We start from the raw sequence: 13,495 nt of genomic DNA, 5'->3' as shown, positions 1-13,495 counted from the left end.
CGGGTGGTGGGGAATGGTGGTGTGCGGCGCCGTCATTCGGAGGGGCGCGGGAACGTGTGCAGATGGGTGCGGACGACGGCCGAGCCCTCGGTGTCCTCGGGGACCACATCGCGGTAGCTCTCCACCACTGCGTGGAGTTTCGCCGAGAGCTCCCGAGCCAGCTCGGGGGTGAGGCGCACCTTGAAGTCGCTCATGTCCGAGCTCTGCCGCCACTCCTGCGGCCATTCGCTCATCGTGCCGAGCCAGGTGTTCAGCTCCTGGGCGTGCGTCGTGGCCACCTCGTGCAGGACCACGCCGATGGCTCCGCGCACCTCCGGATCGGTGTGCGTGAGGAAGTCCGCGCTCTCGAAGATCGACCCCTCGTGCACCGCCCGCCACCAGCGCTCGCGGCCCTTGCCCAGCTCCGGTGCGTCCTCGACCAGTCCGGCCTCCGCGAGCTGGCGCAGGTGGTAGCTGGTCGCGCCGCTCGACTCGCCCAGCCGTTCCCCGAGCTTGGAGGCGGTGGCCGGACCGAACTCGCGCAGGGTGTTCAGCAGCCGGATCCGCAGCGGGTGCGCGAGGCTGCGCAGCGTGCGGGCGTCCACGTTGTGCATCCTGCGGTCCGTGCCGTCGTGGCGGTAGGGGCGGGAGGCGTCCTCGTTCTCCGTCATGCTTCGACAGTAGAGATGCAAAGAGATCTTTGCAAGGGTTTTTTTGCAACGACCTCTTGGCAACTCACTCCTCCTTGATGAACCCCTCCTCCACCAGCCACTCCTTCGCCACCTCGTGCGGATCCTCGCCGTCCACGTCCACCTTGGCGTTCAGCGTCTGCGCGACCTCCGTCGTCAGCTTCCGGGCGAGCGGGTCCAGCAGCTCCGCGATCACCGGGTACTTCTCGAAGGTGGCCTCGTGGACGACCGCGGACGCGTTGTAGTTGGGGAAGAAGTGCTTGTCGTCCTCCAGCAGGTCCAGGTTCATCGCCTTGATCCGGCCGTCGGTGGTGTACACCTCGCCCAGCAGGCAGGAGGTGGACCCGGACACCTGGGTGTAGATGATTCCGGCGTCCATCTTCTGGATGTTCCCCGCCGGGATCTTCATCCCGTACTTCTTCTCCATGCCCGGCAGACCGTCGTCGCGCGAGGCGAACTCGTTCTCCACGCAGATCGTCACCGCGCCCGGGTCCTTCTTCGCGAGGGCGGCCACGTCCGAGAGGGTCTTGAGCTGGTACTTCGCGTTGTTCTTCTTGCTGATCGCCAGCGCGTACGTGTTGTCGAGCGGGGCCGGCGGCAGCCAGATCACGCCGTTGCCCTTGTCCTCGTCCCGGACCGCCTCGTACTGCTTCTTCGGGTCGACGATCGGGTCCGCGTGGCCCAGGAAGGTGATCCAGCCCGTGCCGGTGTAGTCCCACTGGGCGTCGGCGTCGCCGTTGATGATGGCCTCGCGGGCGCTGATCGAGCCCGGCAGGTTCGTCCGGTCCAGGACCTCCGCCCCGGCCGCCTTGAAGACCAGGCCGGTCATCTGGCCCAGGATGATGTTCTCGCTGAAGTTCTTCGACGTCACCGTCAGCGTCGCGCCCTTCAACGGCTCGCCCTGCCCGACCGACCCCGGCGAGACGTCGTCCACCATCGGCGAACCGCTCTTGAGCCCGCAGCCGCCCAGCAGCAGCACCGGCACCACCGCCAGCAGCAGTCTCCTCCTCGTGCTTCTCACCGCTCCTCCAGCCCGCGCGGCGTCAGCGCCAGTTCGGCCAGCGAGGCCAGCCAGTCCACCAGCAGCGCCAGCACCACCGTCAGCACCGAGCCGATGATCAGCACCGGCATCCGCTGGGTCTGGATCCCCGAGGTGATCAGGTCGCCGAGCCCGCCGCCCCCGCCGAACGTGGCCAGCGTCGCCGTGCCCACGTTCAGGACCAGGGCCGTACGGACGCCCGCCAGGATCAGCGGCACCGCGAGCGGCAGCTCCACCTTCAGCAGGACGCCCCGCCCGGACATCCCCATCCCGCGCGCCGCCTCGATCATGTTCGGCTCGATCGCCCGCAGGCCCGCCACCGTGTTGGAGAGCACCGGCAGCACCGCGTAGATCACGATGCCGATGATCGCGGTCCGCGGGCCGATGCCCAGCCAGATCACCAGCAGCGCCAGCAGACCGATCGCCGGGGTCGCCTGCCCGATGTTGGCCAGCGCCGTGAACGCCGGGGCCGCCTTCCGCAGCCGCCGCCGGGTCAGCGCGATACCGAGCGGGATCGCGATGATCAGCACCCAGAACGTCGAGATCGCCGTCAGCCGTACGTGCTGCCACCAGCGCAGCTGGACGTTGCCGCCGGACAGGGAGTTCTCCGCGATCGAGTCCAGGTGGATGTTGGTGATCCAGACGTACGTGATGACCAGGATGACCGCCAGCACCGCCGGCAGGAGCACCAGCTTCCGCCAGGTGATCCGGCGCTGCGGCGCGGCCGGGGCGGGGGAGGGGTCGCTCTCCTCGTCGTGGAACGCGTGGCCCTTGACGTCGTGTTCGCCCGGCGGCCGGGCCGGGGCGGCCGGACCCTTGCCGGAGCCGGACTGATGGCTGGGGCTCATACTCCGCCGCCACCCCCCTCCAGCTCCTGCTCCGTCCGGTGGACCCGCTGCTCCTCCAGCTCGTGCTGGTGCTCCATCGCCGTCAGCCGGTCCGCCTCCAGCAGCTCCTGCACGTTGTCCATCAGCGTCTTCATGTCGACGACCCCGATGAACTCGCCGCGCCGCCCGGTCACCGCGACCCGGCCCCCGCTGTCGGTGAGCACCGCCTCCAGCGCGTCGTGGAGCGTGGCGTCCCGGGTCACTGTGTCGTGCACCAGCTGTCCGGCCCGGGCCAGCGAACCGCGCGCCCGCATCAGATCGCCGCGCCGCAGCCACTTGTACGGGCGGTTCCGCCGGTCCAGCATCAGCAGTTCGTTGTGCGGGCCGTTGCGCAGCTTGTTGAAGATCGTCTGGAGCGGGTCCTCGACCGTCACCGTCGGGAAGTCCGCGATGCCCACATCCCGTACACGGGTGAGGTTGAGGCGCTTGAGGGCCGCGCCCGCGCCGACGAAACCCGATACGAAGTCGTCCGTCGGGTTGGTCAGGATCGCCTCGGGGGTGTCGAACTGCGCGATGTGCGACCGCTCCCGCAGCACCGCGATCCGGTCGCCCAGCTTGATCGCCTCGTCGAAGTCGTGGGTGACGAACACGATCGTCTTGTGCAGCTCGTGCTGGAGCCGGATCAGCTCGTCCTGGAGGTGGTCGCGGGTGATCGGGTCGACCGCCCCGAACGGCTCGTCCATCAGCAGGACGGGAGGGTCGGCGGCCAGCGCCCGCGCCACGCCCACCCGCTGCTGCTGCCCGCCGGAGAGCTGGCGCGGATAGCGGCCGTGGAACTCGCGCGGGTCCAGGCCCACCAGGTCGAGCATCTCCTCCACCCGCTCCTTCACCCGGGACTTGGACCAGCCGACCATCTTCGGGACCAGGGCGATGTTGTCCGCGACCGTCATGTGCGGGAAGAGCCCGGAGGACTGGATGGCGTACCCGATCTTGCGGCGCAGCTTCACCGGGTCGATGTCCGTGACGTCCTCGTCGTCGATCCGGATCCGGCCCGAGGTCGGCTCGATCAGCCGGTTGATCATCTTCAGCGTGGTGGACTTCCCGCAGCCGGACGGGCCCACGAAGATGACGGTCTCGCCCGCCTTGATCTCCATCGAGACGTTCTCGACGGCCGGGTTCGGGTTCCCCGGATAGCTCTTGGTGAGGTTCTCCAGCTGGATGGTGGCCCCGGAGGCGGACGCGGGCCTCTCCTCCGTCGTGACGGCGGCGTCGGTCTCGGTCTCAGGCACGGATCCCCCTCGGGATGGTCAGCCGTCCCAGCAGGACGTACGCGGCGTCGAAGAGCAGGGCGAGGATGACGATGCCGAGCGTGCCCGCGAGCACCTGGTTGATCGCGTTGGCGCTGCCCAGCGAGGCGATGCCCCGGAAGATCTCGTTGCCGAGACCGGGCCCGGAGGCGTACGCGGCGATGGCGGCGATGCCCATCAGCATCTGCGTGGAGACCCGGATCCCGGTCAGGATCGGCGGCCAGGCGAGCGGCAGCTCCACCCGGAGCAGCCGCGCCGTGCGCGACATCCCGATGCCCGTCGCCGCGTCGACCAGCGACGGATCGACGCCCCGCAGCCCGACGATGGAGTTCCGGACGATCGGCAGCAGCCCGTACAGCGTCAGGGTGATCACGGTCGGGGCGACCCCGAGCCCGACCAGCGGGATCAGCAGACCGATCGCGGCGAGGGAGGGGATGGTCAGGATCGTCGCCGTGGAGGTGATCGCCAGCGAGCCGCCCCAGCCGCTGCGATAGCTCACCACCCCGATCACCACGCCCAGCAGGGTGGCGATGACCATGCACTGGAAGACCGCGCTGACGTGCTGGAACGCGTCCGTGAGGAGCTGCTGGTGGCGGGTGATCAGATACTCCCAGAAGCTCACACGGCACTCCCTCGGCTCCGTCGGTGTCGCCGAGCCCTCCGGCTCAGCCGGTGTCCTCGGCCGCCTGTTCCACCAGCGGGATGATCCGCAGCGGAACCGGGTTCTCCATGACGATCGCCGTGGAGGCTCGGACAATGCCATCAAATCCGACAACCCGGTCGATCACCCGCTGAAGATCGGCGTTGGAACGGGCGACGAGCCGGCACAGCATGTCGCCGTGCCCCGTCGTGGTGTGCAGCTCCAGCACCTCCGGTACGCCGCCCAAATGCGCCCGCACGGCAGCGCCTTGGCCCTGTTTGATCTCCAGCGTGGCGAACGCGGTGACCGGATAGCCGAGCGCCGCCGGATCCACGTCGGGGCCGAACCCCCGGATGACGCCATTCGACTGAAGGCGGTCCAGCCGCGCCTGCACGGTCCCGCGCGCCACCCCGAGCCGCCGGGATGCTTCGAGGACGCCTATGCGCGGCTCCCGTGCGAGGAGCACGATGAGCCGGCCGTCCAGATGATCGATCGCCATGGGCCCGCCTCCGATGGTCAGCCTGTACAGATAGTCCGGCCATCATGGCGATCCTCTGCACATATTGACCAGTGATTGCGCGAACTATTGCGCACCTTGCGATGCGGGGAGAGCCTTCGAACATGACTGAGACTCTGCACACCAGCCCCGACACCGCAGCGCAGGCCGACCGCTTCCCGGTCAAGGGAATGGACGCGGTCGTCTTCGCCGTGGGCAACGCCAAGCAGGCCGCGCACTACTACTCGACCGCCTTCGGCATGAAACTCGTGGCCTACTCCGGACCGGAGAACGGCAGCCGCGAGACCGCGAGTTACGTCCTGACCAACGGCGCCGCCCGCTTCGTCTTCACCTCCGTGATCAAGGCGTCCACCGAGTGGGGCACCTTCCTCTCCGACCACGTCGCCGCGCACGGCGACGGGGTCGTCGACCTCGCCATCGAGGTCCCGGACGCCCGGGCCGCGTACGCGTACGCCGTCGAGCACGGCGCCCGCGGCATCACCGAGCCGCACGAGGTCAAGGACGAGCACGGCACGGTCGTCCTCGCCGCCATCGCCACCTACGGCAAGACCCGCCACACCCTGGTGGAGCGCTCCGGCTACGACGGTCCGTACCTCCCCGGCTTCGCCGCGGCCAAGCCGATCGTCGAGCCGCCCGCCAAGCGGACCTTCCAGGCCATCGACCACTGCGTCGGCAACGTCGAGCTCGGCCGGATGAACGAGTGGGTCGGCTTCTACAACGAGGTCATGGGCTTCACCAACATGAAGGAGTTCGTGGGCGACGACATCGCCACCGAGTACTCCGCCCTCATGTCTAAGGTCGTCGCCGACGGCACGCTCAAGGTCAAGTTCCCGATCAACGAGCCGGCGATCGCGAAGAAGAAGTCGCAGATCGACGAGTACCTGGAGTTCTACGGCGGCGCGGGCGTCCAGCACATCGCGCTCGCCACCAACGACATCGTCTCCACGGTCCGCTCGATGCGCGCCGCCGGTGTGCAGTTCCTGGACACCCCCGACTCGTACTACGACACCCTCGGCGAGTGGGCCGGCGAGACCCGCGTTCCGGTCGAGACCCTGCGCGAGCTGAAGATCCTCGTCGACCGCGACGAGGACGGCTACCTGCTGCAGATCTTCACCAAGCCGGTCCAGGACCGGCCGACCGTCTTCTTCGAGATGATCGAGCGCCACGGCTCCATGGGCTTCGGCAAGGGCAACTTCAAGGCCCTGTTCGAGGCGATCGAGCGCGAGCAGGAGAAGCGCGGCAACCTCTGATCCGCGCGGACGGTGCAGAACGCCGCCGCGGCCCGGGGCAGTACCCCGGACCGCGGCGGCGTTCGCCGTTCACGGCTTCCGCTTCACGGACCCTTCGACACCGAGGGCGACGCGGAGGACGGAGCGGAGGGCGACGCGGTGGGCGACGGGGACTTCACGGCGGCCGTCCGGGACGGCGCCGGGGCCGGTGCCTCGGGCTTCTTCTCCTGGTCCCGCTCCTGCTCCGGCTTCTTCGCCGGCTTCGGCTCGGGCTCGGGGGCCGGCGGCGGAGGCTGCTGCGTCTCGCCCGGTCCGCCCGGCGGCGGCTCGCCCAGCGCGTCCAGCGCCTCCTGGGCCAGCGGCGCGGCGAGCGGCGAGAAGGCCGGGTCGGTGCGCACGGCCTGCTCCAGATTCCGGCGCGCCGGACCGTAGTCCGCCAGCTCCCGCTGGATCACGCCGAGGTGGTACGCGTACGAGGCGTTCCGCACGCCCGTGTCGGCGGCCAGCTGCGCGTACTCCAGGCCCTCTTCGGACTTCCCCGCCCGGTGCAGCGCCCAGCCCAGGGCGTCCGCCACCGCCGCACTGCGGTGCTGCCCCCGCCACTGGGCCCGCAGCAGCTCCACCGCCGCCTCCGGGTCCCCGTGGTCGGCCTCGAACCGGGCCAGGACCAGGGACTCGTCGACCCCGTCCTTCTTCGCCGCGGCCACCATCTCCCGCAGCTTGGCGTACTGGGTGCGGGCGTCCCCGTCCAGCCCCAGCGACTCGTACAGCTCGCCCAGCTCCAGCGCGTACTGCGGACGCGGCAGCTTCTCCAGCGCGCTCTGGTACGCGGCCAGCGCCTCGTCGGTGCGGTCCAGCGCCGCCAGGGCCCGGGCCCGGCCCGCCAGCGAGGCGTACTGGGCGGCGTCCGTGCGCAGCGCCGCGTCGAACTGCGCCACCGCCTCCTCCGGCTCGCCCCGCTCCCGGGCCAGCTCGCCGAGCCGGTGCAGCGCCTCTGCCTTCTCGGCGGGCTGCGTCGCCCGGTCCGCCGCCTCCCGGGCGGTGGCCAGCGCGTCCTCGCGCCAGCCGTTGCCCCGGTAGAGGTCGGCGGTCCGGGCCAGCGCGGGAACGCCCTTGCGCAGCTCGCCGAACGTCTCCGTCGCCGCGGTCGCCGCCTTCTGATCGCCGAGCCCGGTGTAGGCGTCGATGAGGACCGGGTACACGTTCCAGGCCTTCGGCTGCTGCTTCTTGACCGTCTCGCCCCACCGCTTCGCCGCGAGGAAGTCGTGCCGGGCGTTGGCCAGGGCCGCGAGACCCAGCCACGCGGCCCCGTTCCCGCGCTCGCCCGGCTGCGCCTCCAGCGACCGCTTCAGGGCCTGTTCGGCGCGGGCGTAGTACGCCGTGTCCGCCGAGCGCCGCGCCCACTCCACGTACGCCGTGCCGAGCGTCGCCAGGGACGGGGCGTCCTTCGGGTGGGACTCCACCCACTTCTGGCGGTCTCCGATCAGCGCGGTGAGGTCCGAGAGCGAGGCCGGGGAGCCCGCGGTCGCCGCCGCCTCGGCCCGCTCGACCGGCCCCGGCTCCTTCGGCCGCTCGTCCCCGTCGTCCACCGCCACCAGCGCCCCGGCCAGCAGTACCCCGGCGGCCACCGCGCCGAACGCGGCCCGGCGCAGCGTCGTCCGCAGCGTGGGCGGCGGCGGGGGTGCGGCGGTGGCGCCTTCGGCGGGCAGCACGTAGGGGTCCTGCGGGGACGGCTCGGGCGGCCGGCCGGAGTCCGGGCCCTGCTGCGGCATGACATCCATGGCCATCACTCTGCGTCAGTCATACGAGCACACCGCGCCTTGGGATCGGCCCCCGCCCACGGGTTCACACCATTGGCCCCGGGTGACACGCTTGGATCATGAGCGATCTCCTCGAACGGCTGCGCGCGGGACTGCCTCCCGAGGCGCTGATCACCGATCCGGACGTCACCGCGTCCTACGCCCACGACATGGCGAGCTTCTGCGAGGCCGGCACCCCGGCCGTCGTCGTGCTCCCGCGCACGGTCGAGCAGGTCCAGCACGTCATGCGCACCGCCACCGCGCTGCGCGTCCCCGTCGTCCCGCAGGGCGCCCGTACCGGCCTGTCCGGCGCGGCCAACGCCTCCGACGGCTGCATCGTGCTCTCCCTGGTGAAGATGGACCGGATCCTGGAGATCAGCCCGGTCGACCGGATCGCCGTCGTCGAACCGGGCGTCGTCAACGCGGTGCTCTCACGCGCGGTGGACGAACACGGTCTGTACTACCCGCCGGACCCCTCCAGCTGGGAGACGTGCACCATCGGCGGCAACATCGGCACCGCGTCCGGCGGCCTGTGCTGCGTGAAGTACGGGGTCACCGCCGAATACGTGCTGGGCCTGGAGGTCGTCCTCGCCGACGGGCGGCTCCTGACCACCGGCCGCCGCACCGCCAAGGGTGTCGCCGGATACGACCTGACCCGTCTCTTCGTCGGCTCCGAGGGCAGCCTCGGGATCGTCGTCAAGGCCGTACTCGCGCTCAAGCCGCAGCCGCCGCAGCAGCTCGTCCTCGCCGCCGAGTTCCCCTCGGCGGCCACCGCTTGTGACGCTGTGTGCCGGATCATGGAGCGCGGTCACACCCCGTCACTCCTCGAACTGATGGACCGTACGACCGTGCGTGCCGTCAACGCGATGGCCTCCATGGGCCTGCCCGAGACCACCGAGGCGCTCCTCCTCTGCGCCTTCGACACCCCGGACCCGCTGGCCGACCTCGCCGCCGTCGGCGAGCTGTGCACCGCCGCCGGGGCCACCGAGGTGGTCCCCGCCGACAACCCGGCCGAGTCCGAACTCCTCCTCCAGGCCCGCCGCATGTCCCTCACCGCCCTGGAGACCGTCAAGCCCGCCACGATGATCGACGACGTGTGCGTACCGCGCTCGCAGCTCGGCGCGATGCTCGCGGGCACGGCGGCCATCGCCGAGGAGTACGACCTCACCATCGGCGTCTGCGCCCACGCGGGCGACGGCAACACCCACCCCGTCGTCTGCTTCGACCACCAGGACCCCGACGAGTCCCGCCGGGCCCGCGCGTCCTTCGACGCGATCATGGCGCTCGGTCTCGAACTCGGCGGAACCATCACCGGCGAACACGGTGTCGGCGTCCTCAAGAAGGAGTGGCTGGCCCGCGAACTGGGCGAGACCGGCGTCGAACTGCAGCGGTCCATCAAGGCGGCCTTCGACCCGCTCGGTCTCCTCAACCCCGGCAAGCTCTTCTGATCCCCGCTTCGGCCAGGGGTTTTCACGCCTCACCGTCCTGGGACGGCGACTCCTCCGCCGTCCACGGGTCGCTCAGCCACAGGTCGTCGGCCGGCAGCGGGGCCAGCAGCTCCGCCAGCGCCTCGTCCATCCCCAGCCGGTCGCTCTCGGTGCCCGGCGGCACCACGCGCAGGGTCCGCTCCACCCAGGCGGCCACGGCGGCGGACGGCACCTCCAGCAGGGCGTTGCCGTCGGGGGAGGTGAGGGCCACGCAGATGACGCTGCGGCCCGCGACCTTCGTCGGCCAGATCCGCACGTCCCCGTGCCCGCACGGCCGGAACACGCCCTCCACCAGCAGCTCCCGGGCGAACGTCCAGTGCACCGGCGACTCGGAGCCGATGTGGAAGGCGATGTGCACGGCGTACGGGTCGTTCGTGCGGTACGTCAGCCGGGCGGGCACCGGGATGGACCGCTCGGGGGACAGGACCAGCTTCAGCTCCAGCTCACGTTCCACGATGCTCATCATCGACATGCACGACCTTCCGGTGCTCATGGGCAGGTCCCGTGACCGTCCCGCACAAGGAGAGAGCGCCCTCCCCGCCACCTATTACGCGACTTCCGGAAAAAACTTCGGGCGGTTGCGGAAGCTGTCCCGAAGCAGCCCCGGCCGCGTCCCCGATCCCGCCCCCGAACGCATCTCGAAAGAGGGCCCAAACAGGTGGACCGGCCCAGGGGCGGGCGGCTGTCTGATAGATGTGGACCCTTGTATTGAGCCGTCCGCCCGCCCGGCGGGGACGGCCTGAGGCCTCGAAGAGATACGGGACCCGCTGATGAGCGCGCCAACTCCGGCACCCGGTGACGAAAGCCCCCGCGAGGGCTACTACCCCGACCCCTCCATCCCCGGCTACGTCCGGTACTGGAACGGCGCTTCCTGGGTCCCCGGTACGAGCCGGCCCGCGCCCCGGCAGACGGGTCCGGCCGCAACCGCCCCCGCCCCGGCGGCCGGTGCGCAGACCGCGCCGGTGGAGGAGACCGGGCCGATCTTCTTCGACGAGGAGGACGCCCTCCAGGACGGCCCGGGGGCCTCGCCCGGCTCCGGCGCACCCGGCGCGGACCGGGCGGCGGGGCCCGCTGACGGCGCGTCCGTCTGGCAGGCGGACGCCGCACGCCAGAACGGGTTCGGCGGCGAACGGGACCGCCGGGTCGAGTGGGGCGGACCGGCGCAGGAGCCCGCGAGCCCCGGCCACCCTTCTCCGTCGGCCGACCCGAGGGCGCCGCTGTCCCAGGACCCGACCGGCGGCGCGCTGCCGGGGATGCGGGAGAGCGGCGGCCGGTCCGCCGAGGAGGCCGGGACCCGTCCGCCGACGGACGGGACGGTCACGATCCGCGCGGTGGGACCCCGGTCGAACGCGGCACGGGGCGGCGCCCCGGCGGCCGGTGACGTACAGACCGGTCCGGCGCCGTCGAACGCCGGTACGCCGCAGGGCCCGCAGAACCTGAGCGCGGCGCCGAACAGCCTCGCGCCGGCTCCGGTGCCCCGGGCCCTCCCGGCGCAGGCCCAGGCACCGCAGGCGCAGGCCCAGGCACCGCAGGCACCGGCCCAGCAGGCACCGGGGCGGCAGCCGGCGGCGCAGCCCCAGCAGCCCCACCGTGCCCAGCCCGCACAGCAGGCCCAGCCGTCGGCTCCCGCACCGGCCCCGGCTCCCGCTCCCGCCCCCGTACCCACGCCGTCCCCCGACCCCGGTCCTTCGCCGGCCCTGCACACGCCCCTGACGCCCGGCCCCGGCGGCGGCTCGGCCTCCTGGGCTCAGCAGGTCCACCAACTGGCCCAGCCCGAACCGCAGCAGCAGCCCCACCAGAACCAGGGACCGGCGGCCGGCGCGGACCAGCCCGTCGTGCCGTGGAAGCCGCCGGTCGACGACCCCTTCCAGCAACTCGCCCGCAACCAGGCCTCGGCCCGCCCCGCCGGGCTCGGCAAGCGGTTCGCCGCCCGGCTCGTCGACAACCTCCTGCTCGGCGCGGTCGTCGGGGCGGTGGCCGTCCCGCTGTCGGCCCGGGCGCTCGACCACATCGACCGGAAGATCATCGCCGCGAAGGAGACGGGGGAGACCGTCACCGTCTGGCTGCTGGACTCCACCACCGGGGTCCTGCTGGGGGCGCTGCTCGCCGCGTTCCTGCTCCTCGGCTTCCTCCTGGAGGCCCTGCCGACGGCCAAGTGGGGCCGGACGCTGGGCAAGAAGCTCTTCGGGCTCGACGTACGGGACATCGAGTCCCATGACACCCCGTCCCTGGGAGCGGCCCTGCGCCGCTGGCTCGTCTACGGCGTGCTGGGGCTGCTCGTCCTCGGTGTGGTCAACGTCCTGTGGTGCCTGTTCGACCGCCCGTGGCGCCAGTGCTGGCACGACAAGGCGGCCCGTACGTTCGTGGCGGGCTGAGCGGGCTGACCGGGACCGGCTGACCGGGAGCCACCCGCCCGCTTATCGGAAGAACTGGCCGGGCGGGTGGCGACATGCCGGTCTAGGCTCGTATGCCGCTCCGCGTCCCCCGAACGCACCTGAGCCGTTGCGGGCCCCGGTGGTGCGGGATGCACTGCCCCCATGAGCAACGACCAGCCGACGCCCGGCCAGCCGCCCGAGGACGACGATCCGTTCCTCAAGAAGCCGCAGGAGCCCCCGCCGCCGTCCGACGGTCAGCCGTACGGCAGTGCCCCGCCGCCCCCGCCGCCTCCGCCCCCGCCGAACGATCCGTACGGCAGCGGCCGTGGGTTCGGGGCGCCCGACCCGCTCGCCGGGATGCCGCCGCTCGGCGAGCCGGGGAAGCGGATCCTGGCGCGGCTCATCGACTTCCTCATCATCTCGATCCCGCTGTACCTGATCTCGCTGCCCTGGGGCGGCGCGGTCGACGTCAACGGCGACGACGGGTTCGGCGACGCGGTCGCCAGCGGGTACAGCGGGCACCAGCTGCTCTGGTCGATCATCGGCCTGGTGGTCTACGTCGCCTACGACACCTACTTCACCCACAAGGACGGCCGCACGCTGGGCAAGCGGCTGCTGAAGCTGCGCGTCGCGATGCTCAACGACGGGCGGGTGCCCGACACCGGGGCCGCACTGATGCGGGCGGTCGTGCTGTGGGCCCCGGCGCTGCTGTGCTGCCCGTGCCTGTGGTGGCTGATCAACATCGTGCTGATGTTCACCGACAAGCCCTACCGGCAGGGGCTCCAGGACAAGGCCGCCAAGACGGTCGTCGTCGTGGCCCGTTAGCGAGCCCGAGCCCGACCCCGAGCCTTCTAGCGGCGCAGCGAGTGCTCGTCGGTCCGCGCGGACGAACGGCCCGACGGACGCGCGGACGAACGCGCCGCCGGGACCCGCTCCCGGGCGCCGACGCCCTCCAGGGCGTGGTGCGTCCGGGCGGCGGCGGAGGCCCGGTCGGTCGCGGTCCGCCCGGCCCCTTCCGCCGTCCGGTGGCCGGGGTGCGGCAGGCGCAGGGCGACCAGGAGGCCGAGGGCCAGCGCGGTCGCGCCGACGGCGGCCACCCCCACGCCGGACTCCGTGCGGAACAGCAGCAGCAGGGCGAGCGTCGTGGCGACGACGGTGGCCGAACCGTAGGCGAACTGTGCGGCAGTCGGACGCGGCATGACGGATTCCGTCCTCGGGACGTCGGATGGGCGGGCGGCGTTCGGTGCGGTCGTGCACGCCGAACGACCCTACGACGGTGGATGCCCGAGAGGGACCGGTAGTAAGCGTGACCTAACGCACGGTACCGGTGCACAGGGGGCGCACGGAGTCACGGCTCTCACCAACCGGACAGCCGGGCGCGCCTGTTGGAGCGTTCGACCGGGCGGATCCGGGCCGGTCGGCGTTCCTTTGCCGTTCCCATGCCCTTCTCATACCGTCCGTATACCGGAAGAGCGCTCCGTATAGTGCACTTGGTCTGTTCAAGTCAAGGTCTGTCTTTTCTTTCATAACTCCGATCGAATGTCGTCACTTGTGACGCGTTCACGCGCGCGGCCCTCTCCATACCCCCCTGGCCGCAGCGCGGAACG

At 71.5% G+C, this 13,495-nt stretch carries 13 protein-coding genes; 4 read left to right on the top strand and 9 right to left on the bottom strand.

The features are described from left to right. Positions 1-32: 32 nt before the first annotated feature. The 6 genes from WQO_RS12490 to WQO_RS12465 form a co-directional block, all read right to left on the bottom strand. The gene (locus tag WQO_RS12490; RefSeq protein WP_010062090.1) at positions 33-650 is read right to left on the bottom strand and encodes an ArsR/SmtB family transcription factor; all 618 of its coding nucleotides are present in this window, start codon (positions 648-650) and stop codon (positions 33-35) included. A 64-nt stretch (positions 651-714) separates the two neighbouring features. Next, complete coding sequence (locus WQO_RS12485; RefSeq protein WP_418082124.1) at positions 715-1,605, bottom strand: glycine betaine ABC transporter substrate-binding protein; 891 nt, start codon at positions 1,603-1,605, stop codon at positions 715-717. Between the two features lie 80 nt (positions 1,606-1,685). Then, a complete protein-coding gene (locus WQO_RS12480; RefSeq protein ID WP_010062088.1) occupies positions 1,686-2,555 on the bottom strand; it encodes an ABC transporter permease in 870 nt (289 codons plus the stop codon). Then, entirely contained in the window at positions 2,552-3,823 is a 1,272-nt protein-coding gene (locus WQO_RS12475) for a betaine/proline/choline family ABC transporter ATP-binding protein (protein WP_010062087.1), read from the bottom strand. The genes WQO_RS12480 and WQO_RS12475 overlap by 4 nt, the downstream gene beginning before the upstream one ends. Further along, positions 3,816-4,463: an ABC transporter permease gene (locus WQO_RS12470; protein WP_010062086.1), complete on the bottom strand. Its 648-nt coding sequence runs from the start codon at positions 4,461-4,463 to the stop codon at positions 3,816-3,818. The genes WQO_RS12475 and WQO_RS12470 overlap by 8 nt, the downstream gene beginning before the upstream one ends. Positions 4,464-4,506: 43 nt before the next feature. Next, complete coding sequence (locus WQO_RS12465; protein WP_010062084.1) at positions 4,507-4,980, bottom strand: Lrp/AsnC family transcriptional regulator; 474 nt, start codon at positions 4,978-4,980, stop codon at positions 4,507-4,509. A 122-nt stretch (positions 4,981-5,102) separates the two neighbouring features. On the opposite strand from WQO_RS12465, the gene hppD reads away from it, so the two are divergent. Then, complete coding sequence (gene hppD / locus WQO_RS12460) at positions 5,103-6,248, top strand: 4-hydroxyphenylpyruvate dioxygenase (RefSeq protein ID WP_010062083.1); 1,146 nt, start codon at positions 5,103-5,105, stop codon at positions 6,246-6,248. An 83-nt stretch (positions 6,249-6,331) separates the two neighbouring features. On the opposite strand, the gene WQO_RS12455 is transcribed toward hppD, so the two are convergent. After that, positions 6,332-8,014 carry a tetratricopeptide repeat protein gene (locus tag WQO_RS12455; RefSeq protein ID WP_107115813.1) on the bottom strand — a complete coding sequence of 561 codons (1,683 nt, stop codon included), beginning with the start codon at positions 8,012-8,014 and terminating at the stop codon, positions 6,332-6,334. Positions 8,015-8,106: 92 nt separating this feature from the next. On the opposite strand from WQO_RS12455, the gene WQO_RS12450 reads away from it, so the two are divergent. Beyond that, the gene (locus WQO_RS12450) at positions 8,107-9,474 is read left to right on the top strand and encodes an FAD-binding oxidoreductase (RefSeq protein WP_010062081.1); all 1,368 of its coding nucleotides are present in this window, start codon (positions 8,107-8,109) and stop codon (positions 9,472-9,474) included. Positions 9,475-9,496: 22 nt separating this feature from the next. Here WQO_RS12450 and WQO_RS12445 read toward each other — a convergent pair whose 3' ends face one another. After that, entirely contained in the window at positions 9,497-9,979 is a 483-nt protein-coding gene (locus WQO_RS12445; protein ID WP_029182437.1) for an SsgA family sporulation/cell division regulator, read from the bottom strand. A gap of 304 nt (positions 9,980-10,283) precedes the next feature. Here WQO_RS12445 and WQO_RS12440 point away from each other — a divergent pair, with 304 nt between their 5' ends. Both WQO_RS12440 and WQO_RS12435 read left to right on the top strand, forming a co-directional pair. Then, on the top strand, positions 10,284-11,888 hold the full coding sequence (locus WQO_RS12440) for an RDD family protein (protein ID WP_058953967.1): 1,605 nt from the start codon (positions 10,284-10,286) through the stop codon (positions 11,886-11,888). A gap of 162 nt (positions 11,889-12,050) precedes the next feature. Continuing rightward, positions 12,051-12,713, top strand: coding sequence for an RDD family protein (locus WQO_RS12435; protein ID WP_010062076.1), 663 nt, complete (start codon positions 12,051-12,053; stop codon positions 12,711-12,713). A 26-nt stretch (positions 12,714-12,739) separates the two neighbouring features. Here the strand turns inward: WQO_RS12435 and WQO_RS12430 are convergent, their stop codons facing one another. Next, positions 12,740-13,087, bottom strand: a complete 348-nt coding sequence (locus tag WQO_RS12430) for a hypothetical protein (protein ID WP_010062075.1) — start codon at positions 13,085-13,087, stop codon at positions 12,740-12,742. Positions 13,088-13,495: the final 408 nt, after the last annotated feature.

It is taken from the genome of Streptomyces globisporus C-1027 (assembly GCF_000261345.2).
GTDB classification, from domain to species: Bacteria; Actinomycetota; Actinomycetes; order Streptomycetales; family Streptomycetaceae; genus Streptomyces; species Streptomyces pakalii.
This window is presented reverse-complemented; position numbering and strand designations above follow the sequence as displayed.